This is a genomic window from Baaleninema sp. (assembly GCF_049974805.1).
Lineage (GTDB): Bacteria > Cyanobacteriota > Cyanobacteriia > Cyanobacteriales > Geitlerinemataceae > Baaleninema.
In genome coordinates this window covers 18,935-37,500 of record NZ_JBNGCO010000032.1, presented here as the reverse complement: position 1 = coordinate 37,500, position 18,566 = coordinate 18,935, and the positions used below count along the sequence as shown (strand labels likewise).

The 18,566-nt window shown below is 52.4% G+C and carries 19 protein-coding genes and 1 pseudogene (1 of these 20 cut by a window edge); 9 read left to right on the top strand and 11 right to left on the bottom strand.

What is annotated here, in order from left to right:
• From ACP5D4_RS08670 to ACP5D4_RS08655, 4 genes are all read left to right on the top strand, one after another.
• Window positions 1–513, top strand: partial view of an RNA polymerase sigma factor, RpoD/SigA family gene (locus tag ACP5D4_RS08670; RefSeq protein WP_428011227.1) — the final stretch only. The gene continues 543 nt to the left of window position 1, outside the view; 513 of the gene's 1,056 nt are visible here — the last part of the coding sequence; its start codon lies off the left edge, out of view; it ends in the stop codon at window positions 511–513.
• 130 nt (window positions 514–643) lie between these two features.
• Window positions 644–1,147, top strand: a complete 504-nt coding sequence (locus ACP5D4_RS08665; RefSeq protein ID WP_428011226.1) for an N-acetyltransferase family protein — start codon at window positions 644–646, stop codon at window positions 1,145–1,147.
• Between the two features lie 149 nt (window positions 1,148–1,296).
• Window positions 1,297–1,527, top strand: coding sequence for a hypothetical protein (locus ACP5D4_RS08660; protein WP_428011225.1), 231 nt, complete (start codon window positions 1,297–1,299; stop codon window positions 1,525–1,527).
• Window positions 1,528–1,678: 151 nt separating this feature from the next.
• The gene (locus ACP5D4_RS08655) at window positions 1,679–3,544 is read left to right on the top strand and encodes an ATP-binding protein (protein ID WP_428011224.1); all 1,866 of its coding nucleotides are present in this window, start codon (window positions 1,679–1,681) and stop codon (window positions 3,542–3,544) included.
• 23 nt (window positions 3,545–3,567) lie between these two features.
• Here the strand turns inward: ACP5D4_RS08655 and ACP5D4_RS08650 are convergent, their stop codons facing one another.
• From ACP5D4_RS08650 to ACP5D4_RS08640, 3 genes are all read right to left on the bottom strand, one after another.
• A complete protein-coding gene (locus tag ACP5D4_RS08650; protein ID WP_428011223.1) occupies window positions 3,568–4,140 on the bottom strand; it encodes a hypothetical protein in 573 nt (190 codons plus the stop codon).
• A gap of 100 nt (window positions 4,141–4,240) precedes the next feature.
• Entirely contained in the window at window positions 4,241–5,365 is a 1,125-nt protein-coding gene (locus ACP5D4_RS08645; RefSeq protein ID WP_428011222.1) for a mechanosensitive ion channel family protein, read from the bottom strand.
• Window positions 5,366–5,555: 190 nt separating this feature from the next.
• The gene (locus tag ACP5D4_RS08640) at window positions 5,556–6,689 is read right to left on the bottom strand and encodes a mechanosensitive ion channel family protein (protein ID WP_428011221.1); all 1,134 of its coding nucleotides are present in this window, start codon (window positions 6,687–6,689) and stop codon (window positions 5,556–5,558) included.
• A gap of 431 nt (window positions 6,690–7,120) precedes the next feature.
• Between ACP5D4_RS08640 and ACP5D4_RS08635 the strand changes: the two genes are divergently transcribed.
• On the top strand, window positions 7,121–7,795 hold the full coding sequence (locus ACP5D4_RS08635) for a HEAT repeat domain-containing protein (RefSeq protein ID WP_428011220.1): 675 nt from the start codon (window positions 7,121–7,123) through the stop codon (window positions 7,793–7,795).
• Here ACP5D4_RS08635 and ACP5D4_RS08630 read toward each other — a convergent pair.
• The 6 genes and pseudogenes from ACP5D4_RS08630 to ACP5D4_RS08605 all read right to left on the bottom strand — a co-directional run.
• A pseudogene (locus ACP5D4_RS08630) lies at window positions 7,791–7,934 on the bottom strand (RNA-guided endonuclease TnpB family protein); the annotation flags it as partial. The gene ACP5D4_RS08635 and the pseudogene ACP5D4_RS08630 overlap by 5 nt on opposite strands.
• A gap of 63 nt (window positions 7,935–7,997) precedes the next feature.
• Window positions 7,998–8,846 carry an MBL fold metallo-hydrolase gene (locus ACP5D4_RS08625; RefSeq protein ID WP_428011219.1) on the bottom strand — a complete coding sequence of 283 codons (849 nt, stop codon included), beginning with the start codon at window positions 8,844–8,846 and terminating at the stop codon, window positions 7,998–8,000.
• An 82-nt stretch (window positions 8,847–8,928) separates the two neighbouring features.
• Window positions 8,929–10,038 carry a chorismate synthase gene (gene aroC, locus ACP5D4_RS08620; protein ID WP_428011218.1) on the bottom strand — a complete coding sequence of 370 codons (1,110 nt, stop codon included), beginning with the start codon at window positions 10,036–10,038 and terminating at the stop codon, window positions 8,929–8,931.
• A 224-nt stretch (window positions 10,039–10,262) separates the two neighbouring features.
• Window positions 10,263–11,324, bottom strand: coding sequence for a bifunctional heptose 7-phosphate kinase/heptose 1-phosphate adenyltransferase (locus tag ACP5D4_RS08615; protein ID WP_428011217.1), 1,062 nt, complete (start codon window positions 11,322–11,324; stop codon window positions 10,263–10,265).
• Entirely contained in the window at window positions 11,317–12,378 is a 1,062-nt protein-coding gene (dusB, locus tag ACP5D4_RS08610; protein ID WP_428011230.1) for a tRNA dihydrouridine synthase DusB, read from the bottom strand. The genes ACP5D4_RS08615 and dusB overlap by 8 nt, the downstream gene beginning before the upstream one ends.
• A gap of 135 nt (window positions 12,379–12,513) precedes the next feature.
• Window positions 12,514–13,023 carry a hypothetical protein gene (locus ACP5D4_RS08605; protein ID WP_428011216.1) on the bottom strand — a complete coding sequence of 170 codons (510 nt, stop codon included), beginning with the start codon at window positions 13,021–13,023 and terminating at the stop codon, window positions 12,514–12,516.
• Between the two features lie 150 nt (window positions 13,024–13,173).
• On the opposite strand from ACP5D4_RS08605, the gene folB reads away from it, so the two are divergent.
• Both folB and ACP5D4_RS08595 read left to right on the top strand, forming a co-directional pair.
• Window positions 13,174–13,548 carry a dihydroneopterin aldolase gene (folB, locus tag ACP5D4_RS08600; RefSeq protein WP_428011215.1) on the top strand — a complete coding sequence of 125 codons (375 nt, stop codon included), beginning with the start codon at window positions 13,174–13,176 and terminating at the stop codon, window positions 13,546–13,548.
• Window positions 13,549–13,638: 90 nt separating this feature from the next.
• The gene (locus ACP5D4_RS08595; protein ID WP_428011214.1) at window positions 13,639–13,794 is read left to right on the top strand and encodes a hypothetical protein; all 156 of its coding nucleotides are present in this window, start codon (window positions 13,639–13,641) and stop codon (window positions 13,792–13,794) included.
• On the opposite strand, the gene ACP5D4_RS08590 is transcribed toward ACP5D4_RS08595, so the two are convergent.
• The gene (locus ACP5D4_RS08590) at window positions 13,791–14,027 is read right to left on the bottom strand and encodes a hypothetical protein (RefSeq protein ID WP_428011213.1); all 237 of its coding nucleotides are present in this window, start codon (window positions 14,025–14,027) and stop codon (window positions 13,791–13,793) included. The genes ACP5D4_RS08595 and ACP5D4_RS08590 overlap by 4 nt on opposite strands.
• Window positions 14,028–14,220: 193 nt before the next feature.
• Entirely contained in the window at window positions 14,221–15,492 is a 1,272-nt protein-coding gene (locus ACP5D4_RS08585; protein ID WP_428011212.1) for a Ycf66 family protein, read from the bottom strand.
• A 241-nt stretch (window positions 15,493–15,733) separates the two neighbouring features.
• On the opposite strand from ACP5D4_RS08585, the gene gnd reads away from it, so the two are divergent.
• Window positions 15,734–17,149 carry a decarboxylating NADP(+)-dependent phosphogluconate dehydrogenase gene (gnd, locus tag ACP5D4_RS08580; RefSeq protein WP_428011211.1) on the top strand — a complete coding sequence of 472 codons (1,416 nt, stop codon included), beginning with the start codon at window positions 15,734–15,736 and terminating at the stop codon, window positions 17,147–17,149.
• 356 nt (window positions 17,150–17,505) lie between these two features.
• Window positions 17,506–18,534 carry a GerMN domain-containing protein gene (locus tag ACP5D4_RS08575; RefSeq protein ID WP_428011210.1) on the top strand — a complete coding sequence of 343 codons (1,029 nt, stop codon included), beginning with the start codon at window positions 17,506–17,508 and terminating at the stop codon, window positions 18,532–18,534.
• Window positions 18,535–18,566: the final 32 nt, after the last annotated feature.

Here is an 18,566-nt window from a genome sequence, read left to right as displayed (position 1 = left end):
GCCAACGATGGACGGACGATTCGCCTGCCGATTCACATCGTCGAGAAGCTCAACAAGCTCAAGAAAACCTATCGCAAGCTGGGACAGGAACTCAACCGCCAGCCAACGGAAGCCGAACTGAGCGAAGCCCTCGACTTATCGCCCAAGCAACTGCAACAACTGCAACGGGTCAGTCAGCGTTCGCTGTCGCTCAATCACTACGTCGGCGACGAAGACAACACGGAAATTCTCGACCTGCTCGAAGATACGGACAACAAATCGCCCGATTACCAAGTCACCGAAGACATGATGTGTCAGGGCGTGCGGAAAGTCCTCGACGAAGCGTTGACGGCGCGGGAAAGCGAAATTTTGGCACTGCGATACGGCCTCGACGGCGGCCAGCGTCAGACGCTCCAAGAAATTAGCAACCTGTTCGACTTGTCCCGAGAGCGCGTCCGTCAAATTCAAACGACGGCCATGCGGAAATTGCGCCGGCCTCAAGTGGCGAAACGCCTGCGCGGTTGGTTGAAATAAAGGTCGCGAACCGAGACAGAAGCGATCGGTTCTCAAGCAACAGGAAAAATGCGGGTGGCAAACCACCCGCATTTTTCCGTGTTAGGGTTTGGTGAAGTTGTCTCGAAGAGCGATGGCGATGGTGTCGAGGGTGAATGCAAGGGTTCGGATACGGACGGCCAGAGAAGAGGATGTGGAGGGGGTTTTTCACTTGATTCGCGCCTTGGCGGACTACGAAGGGCTGTCCCATCAGGTGGTGGGAGATGCCGAAACCCTCCAAGGACATTTATTCGGCGAGCGTCCTTATGCTGAGGTGCTGGTGGCGGAAGAGGTCGATCGCATCGTGGGATTTGCCCTGTTTTTTCACAGCTACTCTACGTTTCTGACGCGGCCGGGACTGTATCTGGAAGATTTGTTCGTCCTTCCCGACGATCGCGGACGGGGTATCGGTACGGCTCTCATCCAACAGGTGGCGAAAATTGCCGTAGAACGGAAATGCGGGCGGGTCGAATGGGCGGTTCTCGATTGGAACGCGCCCGCCATCGCCTTTTACGAGAAAATTGGAGCGTCGGTGTTACCGGACTGGCGAATTTGTCGCGTCAGCGATCGCCCGTTGCAAAACTTAGCATCGTCTCGTATTTTCACGGGGAAATGACGCAAGTTGTACAATAGACCTGACGTGACAAACGGGCTTGGTAATCGATACGATAGCGTATCTAGCCATTGCAATTGGCAACGGCGAACTGGCTCGTTTGCGCCTTGACTTCCCTGGCCGATTGTTGTTGGTACCTTTAAACTGGCACTATGACCGATCCGACTCCTACATCCGAACGCGGCAAACATCAGGTGGAACTGTCAATCCATCTCGATTCCGAGTTGCTCGAACAAATCGAACACCTGACGAACGATCCGAGCAAAATTATCGAGACGGCCATTCGTCAGTGGCTTCGGGGTGAAACCAACCGCGACGAGGAACTTAGCCGCCGTTTGCAACGCAATCCGCCCGTACCTCCCCGTGGAGAATGGAACGATTAGCCCCGAAAGAGCTACGCTCCGAAGGACGCGATCGCCAAACCGTCGAGTCGAACGGGCGATCTCTCGATTGTAGGTTGAGACTGACGCTCAACTTCAGAGATCGTGGCAGTAGGCTTTCGTTCTCGATGCTGACTGTTTTTTTGTGAGTTCGATGACCTCTTTTGCTGACTTCCGCATTCCACCTGCGGCGCCGACGAATTCACGAACTGAGATGGAAGACCAGGGGACGAACAGTCTTTCGTCTCTCGGAGTCGAACTCGCGTACATTCAGGATCGATCGGGACAGTACCGTGCCTTTTTTTGGAAAGACGCCTGCGATTACGGGTTAGTGTCTTGGCCGAACGATGAGGAAATTGGCGAGGAAGAGGATGTCACCGACGTTTTTCAACCTGTCGATCGCGTCAGTTACTTGGCTCAAGTTCGGGAAATTCTCGATCGCAAAATTCCCAAACATATCACCTGTCTGTTTGAAAGCGGAGCGCATGTCTTTCCCTTCGAGCTGACGATCGCGCCCCTGTTAACGGATAGTTCGACGGCTTCTGGCGTCCTCGCCATCGGCAGACGTATTCGTCCCATCGAGGAATTTTGCGGCACGTCCTCGCTTTTAGTTCGGGAATCGGCCTTAGAACCGACTCGGCGATCGCTCCCCTCCGATTACGACTTACTGTTAACGCGCATTTCTTATCCCAAACTGCTGACCCAAATCGCCCGTAAAATTCGCCAGACCCTCGACCTCGACACCATCTGGCAACAAACGGCTAACGGTTTGGGTTCGGCGTTGAGCGTGCGGCGATGTATCGTCTACGCCTACGATGCGGCGGCGGCTTCGGTGAAAGTGGTCGCCCAACATACCGCACCCCCGATCTCATCCCATCCCGCCAGCCATCCTCCGAAGGAGGCCGATGGCGAAATTTCTCTCGCCGATCGCGCGGATTTCCACCAAGCGATCGTGCGTCAGGAAACGGCGATCGTCGAAAGTCGAGCTGAAGACGGAACGCGGCGATCGCGCCTGGTGGTGGCCACCTGCCACCAAGGCCAAGTCAACGGGGCGATCGTCCTCGAACGAGCCGAAAGCGACGCCACGCGCCCCCCTGCTGACGAATCCGACTCCCTTTGGCATCCGACGGAAATCGAAATCGTGGAAGAACTGGCGGACCAAGTGGGAACGGCCATCGCCCACGCCACCCTTTACCGGGAACTGGAAATCGCTCGCCAACAAGCCGAAGAAGTATCTCGTCTCAAAAGCGATTTTCTAGCCAATACCTCCCACGAATTGCGAACGCCCCTCAACGGAATGATGGGATTTCTCAAGCTCGTTCTCGACGGGATGGCCGACGACCCAGAAGAACAGCTCGAGTTCATCCGCGAAGCCTATCGTTCTGCCGTTCACCTGCTCAACATTATCAACGACATTCTCGATATTGCTAAAATCGAGGCGGGTAAAATGCAGCTCGACCTCGAACCGGTCAATCTCGAAGATATTCTCAATCACCTCAAGGATTTCGTTCAAGCTCAAGTCCAACAAAAACAGCTTTATTTTCAAGTTCAACTGCCCGACACTGAGGATAAAATCGTCGTCTATGGGAACTATCAACGGCTGTTACAAGTGTTGTTGAACATTGTGGGAAACGCCATCAAATTTACCCACGAAGGGGGAATTACCATCGCTACCGATATTATCGATCGCGAAGTGGTGGTCAAAGACCGCACGTTACCGGGAATGGTGAAAGTGCAAGTGGCGGATACGGGAATCGGCGTTTCTTTGGAAGCTCAAGATCGCCTGTTTCAAACCTTCAGCCAAGTGGACGGTTCCCGAACGCGACAGTACGGCGGAACGGGTCTCGGATTGGTGATTTCTCAAAAACTTATCGAAGCGATGGGGGGAGAGGTGCATTTTTACAGCATGGGGGAAGGTCTCGGTTCGACGGTGACGTTTACGATTCCGCTGTTTCAAGAGCCGGTGATGATTCCTACGAGCGATACTCTCGATTCGATCGATATTTTGCTCGAAAATTAACGTCAGAAGAGCCTCGAACCGTCTCAATTGCGAGGATTGGCGTCTTCAGTGACAGCGTCCGTTTCTGGATTTCCTTCGCCAGTGGTGGCGTTATCGTTTTCGGGTTTTGCTTCTTCCATCTCCGTTTCGCCATTCAAGTCGTCTAATTGGGTTTCGATTTCGTTGAGGCGATCGCGGAGTTCTCGCAAGTCCGATCGACTCGACTGTACGTCGTCGGTTACATCGTCGAGGCGATTGGGAAACTCCCGTTCGAGCCGTTGCAATTGATTGTCGAGTCGCTCGAACTCTGTCAGGAGTTCTTCTTGTCTCGCCGTCACCTCCTCTACGGCTTGGCGTGCGATTTGCTGTTGGGAAAACGATCGATAGGCGTACCAGATAGCGATACCAAAGGCGATGGCGATCGCCAGCAGCAAGCCGCTGACGAGCGTTTGAAAAAACGTCCGAAATCGTTCCACATCTTGATGAATGCGTTCGACTTCGACTTTTAGCTCGATTTGCTGTTGCTGAACGTCCTGAAGCGTCTCCAAATAGGTTTCTGGGGACACCTCAAAATCCGGCCGGTCGTCGCTCGATTCGGGAGAGGTGGGATTCGTCATGATTTTCGCGAGACGACATTGAAAGTACGGTCTTCTTAATTAAAACATTTCACGTCGCCATCGGTCATTAGAACTATTCCTTAAATGGACTTAAATGGACTTAAATGGACATGGGCGAATCGAGATAGACCATCGACTCGGGGACGCTAAAAGCGAGATTGTAGTTGGTTAAATTGTTGGCAATTTCTTCGTTGGCCAGTTCTAACAGGCGTTTGCGAAGGTTAAGAGAATCTTGGCTCGAGCCGGAAATGAAAAAGCTGAGGCGAACGCGACTCCTGAGTTTTTTGGGAATTTGAGAAAAATGAACGCGAGTACTGCCTCGTTCGATGCCCCAAAAGGACTCGCTGATATCTTCGATGGCTTGTTGAACGAGTGCTTTTTCGCTTTCGGATAAGAGTTTGTAGAAATCCAAACAGACGATAGCCATCACCTTTTTACCTCGGGTGACGTTTTCGATTTTCATCCCCGCCATCATGGAATTGGGTACGATGACGAGGGTATTTTGTGCGGCTGTGCGGATTTTCGTCGATCGCAATCCGATCGATTCGATACGACCGTATACGTCTTCGGCGAAGGGGTTGAAGTTGACCCGGACGTATTCTCCGGGGACGTAGGGTCGATCGAGATACAGTTCAAAGGTTCCGACGAGTCGTTCTAAGGCTTGACGGGAGGCGAAGGCGACGGCGACGCCGCCGATTCCCAGGCTGGCGGATAAGGCGAAGAGATTGAGGTTCAATCCTTGGGCGAAAATGATGACGGCGATAAGGATAATAATAATGTTGGTTACGGTTTCAAAGACTAGGATAATTTCGTTGATTTCTTGACCCCGACGCCGCAGTCGATCGATCGCCACTTGTCGAATGACACGCTGCACGATTTTCGAGGCTAGTAACGCCAGGGAAATCGAGAGTGCCATGTAGACAAAGAAGCCGAGAAATGTATAAAGTTCGGGATATTTAACGAGAAGATTCAGCGATAGGGCAATAAAAAGGAGGGTTCCGGTGGTGGTGATATAGTTTTGGAAGGGTTTGATAAATCGATCGAAGGTGTCGTCGGTATCGACTTCGATTCGGCGCAGGGTAATTTGGAGAACGAGGCGAATGAGGTAGGTCAGCGATCGCCCGAGAGCGGGAGCAATAACAACGGTGATAAAAAACAAGCCGAGGCGGATGGCGAGTTCGGTAATGTAGCTCGAGATATCCCGATCGAGTTGAATGAGAGCCATTGCGATCGCTGGAAAAAGAAGTAAAAAATTTTGAAATTATTTTATATGATTTCTAGGAATTTTAGGATATTTTTAAGGTTTTATCCGAGAATCTTATGGTATGGGTTTTCTTCAAGGAGACGGCAAAGACGGCAAAAGTATTTTGAATCCTTGCCGATTTGGGTTGATGTGGGTTGCCGTTAAATATTCATCAAATATTCATCGGCTGAGCGATATCGAGGGTTTCCACCTCGAATTTGAATTTAACGCCGTATTCGTAAAGTTGAAGGATAATTTTTTCTCGGGCGAGTTCGAGTAAGTTTTTTCTCAGTTCTACGGAATTTTCACTCGCGCCTAAAATAAAGAAAGTGACTTTCGCTTGAACCTGCATTCGATCGCCATCGGGTTCGACTCTATCTTGAAAGTCCACTTTGGTAAGTTGATGGTCGATACCTAAAATATCGCTGGTACTCGATAAAATAAGCTGACGAATCAGGGCTTTTTCTTCGTTGGTCATGGCTCGAAAAAAGGTCAAATTGACCATCGAAATAATGCGTCGGGCTAAGGTTAAGTTTTCGATGTTGACCTGAGCGAGATTGCTATTGGGTGCAATGACGAGGGTATTTTTTCCAGATAAACGAACTTTCGTCGAACGCCAGCCGATGGATTCGACGCGCCCCAAGGTTCCGTCGGGTAAATGAATGTAATCGTCTACGTCGAAGGGGCGATCGATATATAAAACGACACTCCAAAGAATCTGTTCTAAGACTTTTTGAGAAGCAAAAGCAACCGCGATACCACCGATTCCTAAACTCGCGACTAACCCCACTAAATCGACGCGGTGAGTTTGGGCGAAGAAAAATATCGTTGTGAGGACAATGACGGCTTTGCTTAAAAACTTGGCTAATGCCAACAGTTCGGTGTTGATTTTGCTTTCGTCTTCTAAAGAAATCCCGAGTAGGTAATCTTCAAAAAAGCGATCGAACGCCTTGAATCCTACGAAAATCGTGCCGCCTGCGATGAGGAGTCCCAAAGGAACCTCGAACACGCGAACCCACGCGGGTAGCGAGGCGGCTAAAATCGCATTGTCGGCGAGGGCAAGAATTACCAGAGCGATGATTTTTTGTCGGTCGGGTTCGATAACGTTTTGATAAATTTTTCCGTATTCTGTTGAGGTTGCTTTACGAATTAAGGCATCGCTTAATTTGGAGAGTTGTAAGTATGAAATACCCGCTAGTAACAGAAAAAATAAAAAAATTACGACCGCCAAAAGCAACGCAGTTCCCAACTGAAGGGTATCGGGAAATTCCGCACCATCTCGGATGAATCTCAAAAAGTTATTCATGGACAAATCGGTGGTTTTGAAAAGTCGTTTTGGCGGGTAAAAAAGGATGTTTTGTCATTGGAATCTGAATTGATTTTACCTGAACTTTCTGGCGAAAGACTAGATGGTTTTGTAAAGAAAACTTAAAGGGAAGCGTTAAAAAAACTGAAATATGAGAAAAATTGTACAGAATGGAGGATATTGGGGGACGATATCCGTTGGATAATAACCCCGGCTTCAAGATGCCGGGGTTCTAGAGAGGTCTATGAAATCTCGTTTTTTCTGCCGATAATGCTCGTTTTTGGGGGATTTTGCGGAAATATCTGCCAGAGAAATGGCAAGATTCTTCGATTTAATGGATTGACAAAATCAACAATTTGTGTATTGGCAGATCGATCGAGACCTCGTTAAGATAAGAAAGAATGTAAAGTTTTTTTACAAAGCCGCGAACCATGAGTGTAGTCGATCTGAACCAGATTTCCACGCAACTCGAGAGCGAGAACGCCCGCGATCGCCTGTTGGCGCTGGTGTCTTTGCGGAACGTTCCTCCGAGCGAGGCCGTACCGCTGATTAAAAAAGTCCTCAACGACGAACATATGCCGCTGCGATCGATGGCGATTTTCGCTCTGGGCATCAAACCCACCGATGAATGTTACGACATCCTCATCGACTTGCTGCGTCACGATCCCGACTACGGCATTCGCGCCGACGCTGCTGGTGCCTTGGGCTACCTCGAAGATCCCCGCGCTTTCGAGCCGCTGGTTCGGGCGTTTCTGGAAGAAACGGACTGGCTGGTGAGGTTTAGCGCCGCTGTGTCTCTCGGAAATCTGAAAAATCCCGAAGCCTACTCGGTTCTCGTCCGCGCCCTCAACAGTCAGGAAGTAGTTTTACAACAGGCTGCGATCGCAGCCCTGGGGGAAATCGGCGCGACAGAAGCCGTCGAGGATATTTTACGCTTTGCCCGTTCGGAAGATTGGCTGGTGCGGCAGCGCCTCGCCGATGCCTTGGGACACCTCGACCATCCGAAAAGCCGTCCGGCTTTAGAATACTTGCAAAAGGACAGCCATCCGCAAGTGTCCCAGGCGGCGACGGTGGCTCTGCAACGGTTAAACGGCGAAATTCATTGACATCCTCTCCCAGCAACCCGTTCCGGGTATGCTGGGAGATTCCTTGGGTCGCCCCAAAGATTTCCGGCTTCAACAGGTGCCAGCTAGACTGAGCCACCTCAGCCCCCGCCGCCTCCCCTTCACAGGCCGTTTCGATCTTGCCGTTGGTATTTGTTGATGGTATTTGTTGATATCTGAGTTCAGCTTGGAGTTAACCCAGCGATTAAACGTGCCATTCCAACCCTTCCTTGGCTAAAAAGGCGTTGGGAAAGGCTTCGAGGACTTCTTTCGTCATTTCGTCGAGAAAGTCGTCGGAATGGGTGGGTTCGTGATGAAAAATCGCCAAATTCTTGACGCCTGCGGCTTTGGCGATTTTGACGCCTTCTTGCCATGTCGAATGTCCCCAGCCCACTTTAGGAGATTTGGGGTTGTGATATTCCTCGTCCGTATACATGGCATCGTAGATTAACAGATCTGCCCCTTGGGCCAGGGCCAGAACATGTTCGTCGAGGCGATCGGGGAAATGCTCCGTGTCCGTACAATAGAACACCGAGCGTCCGTCCCAGTTAATGCGATACCCCATGGCCGTATTGGGGTGGTTGAGGGGGGTGGTTTCGATGGAAATATCGTCGATTTGAAAGGTTTCGCCGCAGACGATATCGACGAACTTCATATCGGCGTGAAGTCCGACTAAGGGAACGGGCGAGTTGGCGTGTAACACGCGCTCGGTAAAGTGTTTTTCTAGGGATTCCCCGTTTTGCGGAACCGCTCCGTGAATTTTCAAACAGTGTCCTTTGACAAAGGCGGGGGTAAAAAACGGAAACCCTTGAATGTGATCCCAGTGGTAGTGGGTGAAGAACATATAGGTTTCCGGCGGAAGGTTTTGCATTAAGTCTTTGCTCAACTCTTGCAAGCCCGTTCCGCCGTCGAAGATCGTGCGTCTTCCTCCGATTCGCATTTCAACGCAGGAGGTGTTCCCGCCGTAGCGTACCGTGGTTTTTCCGGGGGTGGGAATACTTCCGCGCACGCCCCAAAACTTCACTATAAATTCAGATGAGGTAGCTGGTTCCATAGACCGGTCGGGGACAGGACGACAAGACGATCGATCGCGATCGAGGCAACTCAAACCCGTTGCCTTTTACCAGAATAGCGTCTTAACGCAGAGGTCGATCGGCATCGAGCGCCCCACACTGCCCCTGATGAACGAGTAAGCGATCGCACAGGACGAGTGCCACCATCGCTTCTACCATCGGCACAGCCCGAGGCAAGACACAGGGATCGTGTCGTCCCCGAGCGGCCAACACCGTTTCTTCTCGATCGCGCGTGACCGTTTTCTGTTCTTTCCGAATTGTAGCAGTGGGTTTGAACGCCACGCGGAGGGTGAGGTTTTCGCCGTTGGAAATTCCCCCTTGGACGCCGCCCGATCGATTGGTACGGGTGCGGATGTTTCCTGCTTCGTCGCGGAAAAACTCGTCGTTGTGTTCGCTCCCCGTCATCAGAGTTCCGGCGAATCCCGAGCCGATTTCAAAGCCTTTCGTGGCCGGGAGCGACATCACTGCTTTGGCGAGTTCGGCTTCTAATTTATCGAAGACGGGATCGCCCAAGCCTCGGGGAACCTGACGCGCCACGCATTCGACGACGCCGCCGAGGGAATCGCCCTCTCGTCCGGCGGCTTCGATGGCGGCGATCGCTTTTTCGGCGAAGTCCCCATCGGGAGAGCGCACGATATTGCTTTCGACCTGTTCGAGCGTGACGGTTTCGGGATCGACGACCGCTTCGAGATCGCGAATTCGCTTGACGTAGGCGACGATTTCGACCCCGGCCACCTCTTTCAAAATCTTCTTAGCGATCGCCCCAGCGGCCACCCGGCCAATGGTTTCCCGGGCTGACGATCGACCGCCCCCTTGCCAGTTACGGATGCCATATTTCGCGTCGTAAGTGGCATCGGCGTGAGACGGGCGGTATTTTTGCTGCATCTCGCTGTAATCTTGGGGGCGCGCGTCTTTGTTGCGAACCACGATCGCGATCGGCGTTCCCAGGGTTTGCCCCTGAAACACCCCCGAGAGAATTTCACAGGTATCGGTTTCTTTGCGAGGCGTCGTAATCTTACTCTGACCCGGCCGCCGTCGGTCTAACTCGAACTGAATTTCCTCTTGAGTGATTTCCACTCGAGGCGGACAGCCATCGATGATGACGCCCACACCGCCTCCGTGCGATTCGCCGAAGGTTGTAATCCGAAATAAATGCCCGAAGCTGTTTCCCACGATCTCGATCGACTATGACTAAAGCCTGTTTATTTTAGCAGGGCAACTTTTGCAGTGAACAGTGAACAGTGAGCAGTGTTGACGCTGCGACGGATCTTGGTAGGGTGCGTGACTTGAAAAACCGGGTGTAAATCGTCAGACGAACAAATCGTCACGCACCCCATCCCCTCATCCCCTCATCTCATCATCTCCTCATCCCCTCACCCCATCATCCCCTCATCTCCTCATCCCCTCATCCCCTCATCGAGGTTTTCCAATACGCCAGTGAGGGCGGCTTTCATCTCTTCGACGGTGGTGGTAGCGGTGCCGAACTGGCGCACGACGATGCTGGCGGCCAGGTTTCCCAATACCACCGCTTCCCAAGGAGAACCTCCCGCACACAAAGTTAGAGTTAACGCGGCGACGACGGTATCTCCGGCGCCGGTTACGTCGAAAACGTCGGTTCGGTTGAAGGCGGGAACGGTTTCGAGGGGGTGCGATCGGGCAAACAAACTCATTCCGTCGCCGCCTCGGGTGATGAGGACGTATTGCGCTTTGGTGCGATCGAGTAAGTCCACTCCGGCTTTTTCTAACGCTTCTTCGCTGTCGATGGCGTATCCCACTTCTTTCTCGGCTTCGGGAAGGTTGGGGGTAAACAGGGTGGCGCCTGTGTAGCGAGTGAGGTTGTTTTGGGTATCGACGACGGTACGATGGTGTTTTAACGCGGCTTCGATGACGCGAGGGGTTAACACGCCGTCGCCGTAATCGGAACAGACGATGGCCTCGACGCTGTTGGCTTCTTCTTCGATGTACGCCCCCAGTTTTTCCTGTAAAGATACGGAGGGAAGCGCGTCGGATTTGCGATCGACCCGAATCACCTGCTGTGTCACCGACTGGCGAGCGTGGGCGGAAATGCGGGTTTTGGTGACGGTGGGGCGTTCTCCGTCGATAAAAATTCCCGAGGTATCGATTCCGGCGTTGTTGAAAATCTCCACTAACGCTCGCCCCTGTTCGTCGTCGCCGACGAGTCCGGCGACTTTCACCTTCGCTCCCAGCGTCGCTAAGTTATACACGGCGTTCGCGCCACCGCCGGGAACCCGACGGGTGGATTCGTGGCGGATAATGGGAACGGGGGCTTCTCGGGAAATGCGTTCGACTTCCCCAGTTAGAAATTCGTCGAGGGTCAAATCTCCCGCCACTAATACTGATACGTTGGAAAAGCGATCGAGCAGTTCCAGCAAACGCCCTTCAGCGTCCCGCAGTCGTTCGGCGAACTCGTTAAATTTGGGAAAATTGGCGTCAATCATAGCAAGTGGCGAATTCAGCGCGATCGCCTTCTGTAGAAACTCCCGATGAGACGCATCGTTCGAGGGTCGATTCCCGCAGGCGATCGATGGCTGCATCGATTATTTCACATCCCGACGCCACGGATTCAACCCGACTCAACTGGTCTCGCAACGCCCCCGCCCCCGCAAAGCCTTTACAATACCAGGCTAGGTGTTTGCGAGATTGTTGGATTCCCCGTTCGCCTTTGTATTCCCACAGGGCTTGTAAGTGTTCTTTGGCGCATTCCAAGCGTTCGATCGCCGTGGCGGGGGGCGGGACTTCTCCAGTTTTGAGATAGCGATCGATCTCCCCTACCAAAAAGGGATAACCCAGGGTTCCTCGCGAACACATCACCCCGTCCGCCCCAGTTTCCTCCAAACAGCGAATCGCCGATTCAACGGAGTTGATATCGCCGTTGGCAATCACGGGAATTTCTAAAACCTCCTTGACTCGACGAATCCAATCCCATTTGGCTTTTCCCCTGTAACCTTGCTTGCGCGTGCGTCCGTGAAGCGTCAGCATTTGCGCCCCCGCATTCTGCATCCGCCGCGCAAAATCGAGAATGTTGATTTCCTCGTCAGACCATCCAATCCGGGTTTTGACGGTAACGGGAACCTCCACGGCGTTGGCGACTGCTTCGACGATCGCTTCGGCGACTTCCGGTTGACGCAGCAGAGAGGAGCCGCCTCCTTTGCGGGTAATTTTGTTGACGGGACAGCCCATGTTGAGGTCAATGGTATCCGACCCTTGGTCTACGGCGAGTTTGGCGGCTTCTCCGAGGAAGTCGGGGCGACAGTCAAACAGTTGAATACTGATGGGATGTTCGTCAGGATCGACTTCCATAATTTGGGGAACTTCTTTAAGATGTTGCAAACTGGAGGCTTGCACCATCTCGGTATAGGTCATGGACTCTGGGGCGTAGCGGCGCACGAGCCGCCGGAAGACTAAGTCCGTGACGCCGGACAGGGGCGATTGAAACACGCGGCTGTTGACTTCTACGTTGCCGATTTTCAGCGGTGTTGAAAGGCGTTTCATCATGGGTCGTTGGGTTGTTAGGGAACAGGAAAGGCGCTAGAGGTCGGGTGTGTGACGCGGGCAGCCAATGAGGGCGAGGTTCGGTCAATGTGGTATTACCGCGTCATGCACCGCCCCCATCTCATCACCTCATTGTCACCTCACTTCTGCTCGACAGTCTCGCAGCCAGTTGCGAATTCCCGAGGCGATCGCGCTACTGCTGGTTTCTCGGGGTGGGGTGACGATGTTATCGCTGGCGGTGTCGAGACTTGAAAATATGGTTACGAGCCACCAATCTCCATTTTCGGCTTGGGTGAGAAATAGCCAGTGGAAATGTTGCAGGTGGTGGATTCGGTTCGGTGTGTACGTCCGCTCTAAGGTGGTGATAAAGACTTGATGGACGTTCTCGGGTGGGGTGCGATCGAGTTCGATTTCCTGAAATTCCGGACGCCCCACCACAATGACTGTACTGTGAGGGTCGTCGGTCCCTCGCGATCGCGCGGTGACGCGGTTGATATAACCGGGAAGTTCGGGCAACATTCGATCGATCAGCGGTTCGAGGTCTCTCGGACAGCTAGTCTCGGCTAGGGTTCGATCGCCTGAAAGGAATAGGGCCGCCAGGACGCCGAGAAGTTCGATCGACCCGCGCCAGCGTCTTGATTTCACAATCAACGGTGCGATAGGCTACGCTCTATTATTGCCAGAATCGCTCTTTTCTTGAACCCAATCCCCGTTCTCTCCCCTTCGTCCCCTGCAACGGCTTCTTTATTGTATATTTTTAAAACAAAAACATTGACAAACTCTAGATTTTGTGATATGGACTGCATTCAAATCTCAAATTTACGCTGTTACGGATATACGGGATTTTTACCGGAAGAGCAGGTATTAGGGCAGTGGTGGGAACTGGATTTGACGCTGTGGGTGGATTTAGCCGCCGCCGGAAAGAGCGATCGCATTGAAGACACCCTGGACTATCGCGGGGCGATCGAATCGATTCAAAACATCATAAAAACGCAAAAATACGCCCTCATCGAGCGTTTAGCGGAAGTTATCGCCGAAGAATTACTCAATAGCGATCGTCTCGAACGAGTGCGCGTGCGTCTGACGAAACCCGCCGCGCCGATTCCCGATTTCAGTGGAAGAATTACGGTAGACATTACCCGTCCTCAAGAGCCTGAAGAGATAATTTAAGGAGGGGACAACGACGACCGGGTTGAAAAAACTCTGGATGGCTAAAGGCGGTATGCACCCTGACGTTAACCTGTTCTCGAGAGAAGTGCCGTGACTCCCCATGAATTTGAGTATCTCATTCGCAAAACCATCGTCTACCTAGAATTTCACGACGACGACTCGGCGAAACGGCTGGTTTCGGAGTGGAAACAAATGCTCGATCGCGTTCGACAACTCAAACAGAACAGTTCGAGGGGCGATCGCTAACAGGGAACCGACTGCGGCTGAGATTCTGTCTGACGCTCCAATAACTCTCGCGATTCCTGGCGAACTCGTCCCTGCATCGCAGCCCGTTGCAGTTCCACGAACGCTTGAAAATCTTCGAGATCGTATTTTTGCGCCAGACGCTGGCGCAGTTGCTCTTCGGCTTCCACCGAAAGATACCCGGTTTTGAGTGCTTCGCGAACGAGATCGCGAATTGAAATGGTAGGTCGGTTCAAAATCGTCAATCCTAATAACTCGTTAAAGTCTAATCTCAGTATCTGAGTTTCCGAGCGTTCGCGACGTGACGCGATCCCGAATTGCACCGTGAGATTTAGGGGGAATTTTAGCGATCGAGACCTAAACATTTTGTGATTTCGATCGCCGTTCGATCTGTTTATTACGAAGTATTGCCGAAGAGCATACCTTTATTTACTTTTCTTTCGGTGACGATTCGTCATCGCCCTCCGAATCAGTAGTCTCCTGTGGTTTCTCGGCCTCAGCCTTGTCGGATTTTTCCGCGACTTCCTCAGCCAGAGGAATTTCAGCCGTTTTCGCTTCGGCAGTCTCCGCATCCGGTTCCGACGGTTCGGCGGCGTCGGGGGTCTCGGATTCAGATACTTCGGTCACTGACGCTTCAACAGTATCCTCGGGTTCCGCAACTTCTGGGATCGATCGTTCAGTTTCAGAAGTGTCTGGACCTTGCTCTTCCTCCACCGACGCTTCAACCGTCGAATCGGCCGAAACCTCCTCCATCTCGGGTTCGGTATCCGAACTGTCCGCCATCGAGGAGTCGTTCTCCGAAGTCTCTGGCGAATCTGGCGAAGTCTCTGGAGAAGCCTCTGGAGAAGCCTCTGGAGAAGCCTCCTCATCAACCTCCATCTCTAATTCTTCTTCCTCCGCCGACGGAGTAGGCGATCGATCCCCACTCGGTTCGGGACTCGGTTGAGGCGCAGGCGGTTGAGACGGCTCTGGCTTGACGCGGCTAAACAAACTCCCGATTTTTCCGAACAGTCCTTGTTTGGGCTGACTCGCCGCAGAAGTCGGCGTTTGGGAGGTTTCCGCTTCAGGTTCGGCAGTTTCTGTTTCACCCGGCTCTTCCTCCGTCGCCGTCGCCTCTTCAGATTTCGGTTCTCGCGCGTCCTCGTCCGTCGCTTCCGGCGTTGCCGTGGCGTCGGGGGTTTCCGGCATCGCTACCCTTTCCTCAACATCCTCCTCAGCGGCTTTCTCGGCGGCGTCCTCAAGCGCCTCCTCCACCGCTTCCTCAGCAGCAACTTCCTCAACAACTTCCTCAGCAACTTCCTCGGCGATATCTTGCACCGTTTCAGCTTCAGCCGAAGCCGCTTCTTCCTTAGTCTCCTCCGTCTGCGGCGTTGTCGCCGGAGGCGCGTCTCGCGAAAGCAGTTCCGACGCTTTTTCCTCCAAAGCGTCCGTCGGCGTTTGCTGTTCTCGGGGCGTCACGTCCCGGCGCAGTCGCAGCGTCTGCCACCCCAACCAACCGATGAGGGCGACACTGGCCGTTTGACCGAGTAACACCGCCCCCGTGAAGCGTCCGGCGGCAAACCACAACACCAGCGCGTAGAAGAATCCTACGCCACTCCAGACGAAATCTCCCTTTCGGTAGACCTCTGGAAAAAAGAAAGCTGCCATAAAGAGAATAAAGCTGCCCAAACCAACGGCAACAGCAAGCAGATAGGCAAGCATTACGTCGTTAACCCCTAAATCTCTCTACTGCCTTATTCTACAGGTCAGATGGAATTGACAATTGATAATTGACAATTGATAACAGAGAAGCGTCTTTCCCTCTCCCCCTCTCCCAATCTCCCTCTCTCCCACTCTTAACATCTTCTTCCCCAACTTCTGAGAGGGATCGGGCTACTCTGAACAAAGAATCGAACGATCGAAGCATCGAAACATCCCAAACAGTCGAGTTGAAACGATATATATGGCTTTACAGAATTTTGGCGTCATCGGTCTCGCCGTGATGGGTGAAAACCTGGCGCTGAACGTCGAGCGCAATGGCTTTTCCGTCGCCGTCTACAACCGCACGACCGAGAAAACGACGGCGTTTATGGAAAACCGCGCCCAAGGTAAGAACGTTAAACCCGCCCACAGTCTCGAGGAATTCGTCGCGTCCCTCGAACGTCCCCGGAAAATTTTGCTGATGGTGAAGGCGGGAAAACCCGTCGATGCGGTCATCGACCAACTCAAACCGCTTCTGGAACCGGGGGATATGATTATTGACGGCGGAAACTCCCTCTATGAAGATACCGATCGCCGCGTGGCGGATTTAGAAGCGGCAGGGTTGCGCTTCATCGGAATGGGTGTCAGCGGCGGTGAAGAAGGCGCTCTCAACGGCCCCAGTTTGATGCCGGGGGGAACGCGGGAGGCTTACGAGGCGATCGAACCCATCGTCACGAAAATCGCCGCCCAAGTTGATGACGGCCCCTGTGTCACCTACATTGGTCCGAAAGGGGCGGGACATTACGTCAAGATGGTTCACAACGGCATTGAATATGGCGATATGCAGCTGATTGCCGAAGCCTACGACCTCTTGAAAAACGTTCTGGGGTTGACGAACGAGCAGCTTCAGGAGGTTTTCGCGGAATGGGACGAGACGGAAGAACTCGATTCGTTCTTAGTGGAGATTACCGCCAATATTTTCAAGAAAAAGGACGATATGGGCGATGGTTTCCTCGTCGATAAGATTCTGGACGCGGCGGGACAGAAAGGGACGGGACGCTGGACGGTGGTGAGTTCTTTGGAACTCGGCGTACCGATTCCCACGATTGCGGCGGCGGTAAACGCTCGCGTGATGTCGGCGTATAAGGACGAACGGATGGCGGCGGCGAAGGAACTGGCGGGCCCTGGCGGGAAGTTCGACGGCGACACGCAAGGGTTTATTAATAAGGTGCGGGATGCGCTGTACTGCTCGAAAATGTGTTCTTACGCGCAAGGGATGGCGCTGTTAGGTACGGCGTCTCAGGAGTTTGAATACAAGCTCGATTTGGGGGAAATCGCCCGGATTTGGAAAGGGGGTTGTATTATCAAGGCGGGATTTTTGAATAAAATCAAGCACGCTTTTGATGAGAATCCCAATTTGGCGAATTTGCTGTTGGCGCCGGAGTTCAAACAAACGATTCTCGATCGCCAAGGGGCGTGGCGGGACGTTTTGATTACGGCGAACGGCTTGGGAATTCCGGTTCCGGCGTTTAGCGCCTCTCTGGATTATTTTGATAGTTATCGCCGCGCGCGGCTTCCGCAAAACCTCACGCAAGCGCAACGGGATTATTTTGGCGCTCATACTTACGAACGCACGGACAAGCCCCGTGGCCAGTTTTTCCATGCTGAGTGGTTTTAAGTGCTAAACGTCTGATTTTTTCGAGTTTTTCCTGTGGTGACTTTTCCGGTTTCTTTTGAGAAGCCGGTTTTTTTTGGGTTGGAGGGGATGGGCGCGATATGGGCGATCGATCCCTCAATCGGAAGAGTTTTGGGGTGTGGTTCGATCGCCTATCTCTTTCAGCGGATGGAGTTATAATTGTCTGAAAATTTCTAACTTTAAGACAGAGCGGGTTGAGGAAAATCGATCGAGCAAAACGTCTCAATCCCTGAAATCAAAGGATTGTATAGACTTTGTTTAACGTTTCGATCGCATCGCCACGAATTTATTTTCTAACCTTTTTGCCGAGTTTTTGTTGATAACCCCAAAGGAGATTTATGAAACCGTTAATTCCATTGGCAAGCGCCGTATCGATCGCCGCGATCGCCGTCGGTTTACCCGGCGACACCACCGCCGAAACTCTGCGTTCTCAGCGCAATGTTCAACAAAGTTCTCAAGCCAATAACGCCATTGTTGCCGCGTTACCGGACATTCCCCCCGAAGGGTCGATCGAATACGATCGCTACACCAACCCTCGCTTTAACTACGAACTCCAATATCCCGAAAACCTGCTGTCTCCCCAAGACCCCCCAGAAAACGCAGACGGTCGCCTGTTCTCATCTCGCAACGGTAACATCGTCTTGAGCGTATGGGGATCTCACAATATCAGCGATCGCAGCATAGCCGAACTCTACCAAGCGGAACTCGAAGGCGAACCTCGGAATATTACTTACCAAGAACAGGGAGATGATTGGTTTGTAATTTCAGGTTACGAAGGGGACGATCTTGTATTTTACACGAAAAAAATACTCGTCCCAGGAAACGCCCCCAACGTTGAAAATATCGTCACCTTAAACTTCACTTACGATCGCACCCTACAGCCAGAATTCGATGCTGTGGTGGCGCAAGTATCGAACTCTCTGGAAGTCTTAGATTCCCAACCCGGAGACGAAGACTATCCCGTGTCGGCATTTTTCCCCGATTCCTCGCAACAAGCCTTTGACGCAGTAGAACCGGTGACTCGGATTTCGGAAACCTCGGGAGTCGCGCGATTCGCCATTGAAGAACTCATCGACGGGCCGACTCCCAACGAACGAGAACGAGGTTTGTATTCTCCTATTTCGTTTGAAGGTTCCTCCACCTGCGAATACGGACAGGACTTTAAAATTTCTGTCAACGATGGCGATGCGAGATTGCAGTTCTGTCGCGATCTCGACCTTGGCGGCGTCGGCGATACTGCGCCTTTGATGGCGGCGGTAGAACGGGCGCTACGTCAGTTTTCCACAGTTTCAGAAGTTACAGTTCTCAACCAAAACGGTAACTGCGTTGCCGATTATCGCGGGACGAACGAGTGTTTGCGGGATTAATTTTTTGAATGCCAAAATATCCTAAATCTCGA

Excerpts from the sequence above, each read along its gene's own strand:
- ACP5D4_RS08660 (WP_428011225.1), top strand. The coding sequence starts at position 1,297 with ATGACCGATCCGACTCCTACATCCGAACGCGGCAAACATCAGGTGGAA.
- ACP5D4_RS08655 (WP_428011224.1), top strand. The coding sequence starts at position 1,679 with ATGACCTCTTTTGCTGACTTCCGCATTCCACCTGCGGCGCCGACGAAT.
- ACP5D4_RS08650 (WP_428011223.1), bottom strand. The coding sequence starts at position 4,140 with ATGACGAATCCCACCTCTCCCGAATCGAGCGACGACCGGCCGGATTTT.
- ACP5D4_RS08645 (WP_428011222.1), bottom strand. The coding sequence starts at position 5,365 with ATGGCTCTCATTCAACTCGATCGGGATATCTCGAGCTACATTACCGAA.
- ACP5D4_RS08640 (WP_428011221.1), bottom strand. The coding sequence starts at position 6,689 with ATGAATAACTTTTTGAGATTCATCCGAGATGGTGCGGAATTTCCCGAT.
- ACP5D4_RS08635 (WP_428011220.1), top strand. The coding sequence starts at position 7,121 with ATGAGTGTAGTCGATCTGAACCAGATTTCCACGCAACTCGAGAGCGAG.
- ACP5D4_RS08625 (WP_428011219.1), bottom strand. The coding sequence starts at position 8,846 with ATGGAACCAGCTACCTCATCTGAATTTATAGTGAAGTTTTGGGGCGTG.
- ACP5D4_RS08615 (WP_428011217.1), bottom strand. The coding sequence starts at position 11,324 with ATGATTGACGCCAATTTTCCCAAATTTAACGAGTTCGCCGAACGACTG.
- dusB (WP_428011230.1), bottom strand. The coding sequence starts at position 12,378 with ATGAAACGCCTTTCAACACCGCTGAAAATCGGCAACGTAGAAGTCAAC.
- folB (WP_428011215.1), top strand. The coding sequence starts at position 13,174 with ATGGACTGCATTCAAATCTCAAATTTACGCTGTTACGGATATACGGGA.
- ACP5D4_RS08585 (WP_428011212.1), bottom strand. The coding sequence starts at position 15,492 with ATGCTTGCCTATCTGCTTGCTGTTGCCGTTGGTTTGGGCAGCTTTATT.
- gnd (WP_428011211.1), top strand. The coding sequence starts at position 15,734 with ATGGCTTTACAGAATTTTGGCGTCATCGGTCTCGCCGTGATGGGTGAA.
- ACP5D4_RS08575 (WP_428011210.1), top strand. The coding sequence starts at position 17,506 with ATGAAACCGTTAATTCCATTGGCAAGCGCCGTATCGATCGCCGCGATC.